Below are 2,229 nucleotides of genomic sequence, written 5' to 3' on the forward strand. Positions count from 1 at the left end.
GCCGCGCTGCGCGAGCTGGTCGCCGACCACGTCCGGCACACCCCGTACTTCCGCGACTTCCCCGAGGGCGTCCCGGACACCGTGGACTTCTGGCTGGAGCGCCTCGCCGAGCTGGTCACCACCCAGGGCCCGCCCGAGCCCGGTCCGCTGAACCTGCTCGCCCTGCCCGGTTACGGCGTCCCGCGGCACACCCACGCGGACGTCCTGGCCGCGCACGACGCGTTCGTCCCCTCCGTGCGGGACCGAGTCACCACCGTCCACCTGGGACTCACGGCGGCCGAGGAGCTCGCCGCCCTCTACCTCGACCTCGCGGGCATTCCCACCCCGCTGACCGCGGGCGACCTGGAGCTGCTCGCCGAGCTGGCCGGGGCGCACCTCGACGGCCCGCACACCGAGCGGGTCCCGGTGCGCGAGAACCGCGCCGTCCTCAACGCCGCGCGCCTGGCTGCGGGGCTGGCCCCGGACGTGGACACCACGAAGGACGTGCTGCGCCTGGCCTGCCGCGCCAGCGGCGGCGACGTGACCCTGGCCAAGCCGACCAGGTTCCGCTCGTTCCGCCGCCCCGAACGCCGACTCCTGCTGACCGCGCTGGACCGCGTGGCGGCCGATCCGGCGAAGCTGACCGACGTCGCCGCGCTCGCCGAACCGTGGAAGCGCCTCGGCGAACGCCTGCACCCGCACGAGCACCCGACCCTCCCGCACGCCGCCGAGGTCTTCGCCGTGGCACGCGGGGAGCGCGCCGCGCCCGGCCTGGCGTCCCGCGTCGAACGCGCGCTGGCCACCGAGGGCCCGGCGCGCGCGGCGGCGCTCCTCGCGTCGTCCCCCGGCGCGCTGGCCCGCTCCCTGGACCGCCTGCTGCGCCTCGCGGTCCCGGAGCAGTCCGAAGTGGACTCGGTGCTCTCCGCGCTGCGGCGCCGGATCGGCGACGTGTCCGGCCGGGTCCTCTGCTCGCTGCGCGACCACCTGTCCACCCGCGCGACCCCCGCGCCCGCCCGCCTGTTCGCCACCCGCAACCGCACCGCCTGGTTCGCCCCCGACACCCGCCCGCCCCTGCCCGAACCCCTGCTGGCCGAGGTGGTCGCCCTGCTCGACGGGGAGATCACCCGCCGCCTGCCCGACCACCCCGTGGTGCTGTTCGACCCGGACGTGCTGGACGTCGCCCTGCCCCTGTCCGGGAAGGCGACCCAGGACGGCTTCGCCGTGCTGCCCAGGGGTTCGCGCACCAGGCTCGACCTCGCCGACGGCGAGGTGCTGCGCCTGTTCGCGCACTGGAGGCAGCGCGCGGAGCCCACCGACTACGACCTGTCCGCGCTGCTGCTGGACGAGGACTTCGGGTACCGGGGCCACGTGTCGTGGACGAACCACCGCGGTGAGGGCGGCGCGGTCTACTCCGGCGACGTGACGAACGCCCCGGAGGGCGCCACCGAGTTCATCGACCTGCCCCTCGCGGGCCTGGACGCGCACTGCGTGGTGCCCCAGCTGCACCGCTACTCCGGCGAGAGCTTCGACCGGGCCGAGGAGGCGCTGTTCGGCTGGATGCAGCGCGACCGCGTCCAGTCCGGGGCCCCGTTCGAACCGCGCACCGTCCGCACCCGCTCCGACCTGCGCGACCCGCTGCCGTCCGCCGTGCCCGCCGTGTTCGTGCGCGACGGCGAGGGCTGGGTGGCGGTGTGGACGCACCTCCACCTGGGCAGCACCGCGCTGTTCGCCAGTGTGGAGACCACCGGCGACCTCGCGCGGAGGGTGGCCCGGTCGCTGGCGGAACGGCGCTGCCTGACCATCGCCCACCTGCTGGACCTGCTGCGCGCCAAGGGTTCCCAGGTCCTGCCGTGGACCGGCGAGCCGCCCGCGTCCGACGTCCCGCCGCTGTACGTCGGCCTGGACCGCCCGGAGGGCTTGCCGGACGAGGCGGTCGTCATCACGCGGGAGAACCTGAACCGCTTGCTCCCGGAGTGAGCCGATCGCTAAGCTGGAGTCAGCGAGGCCATGGGAAGGCTTCCTCCTCGTCCCCCAGGGGACTCCCTGATCTAGTCCTCCCGCTCTCCTCGCCCCTCGTCACCGCAGGGCCCGCGCTCCGGCGCGGGCCCTGCGGTCGTTTCGCCCCCCCGCCCGGCGAGTCGGGGTGGCGCCCACCCGCGCGTCCCGTACGACTGGTGTCGCCCTGCGGCACCGGTGCCCGGCGCGCTGCTCCCCGCCGACCGCGCGCACGAGGTCGTCGGCACCGACCGC

At 75.8% G+C, this 2,229-nt stretch carries 1 protein-coding gene; it reads left to right on the plus strand.

The features are described 5' to 3' along the window. The coding region (locus ACTUAL_RS06050) for a hypothetical protein (protein ID WP_440899546.1) at window positions 1-1,956 on the plus strand (1,956 nt) is incomplete at its 5' end. Between the last annotated feature and the right edge of the window lie 273 nt (window positions 1,957-2,229).

This window comes from Actinosynnema sp. (genome assembly GCF_052038725.1).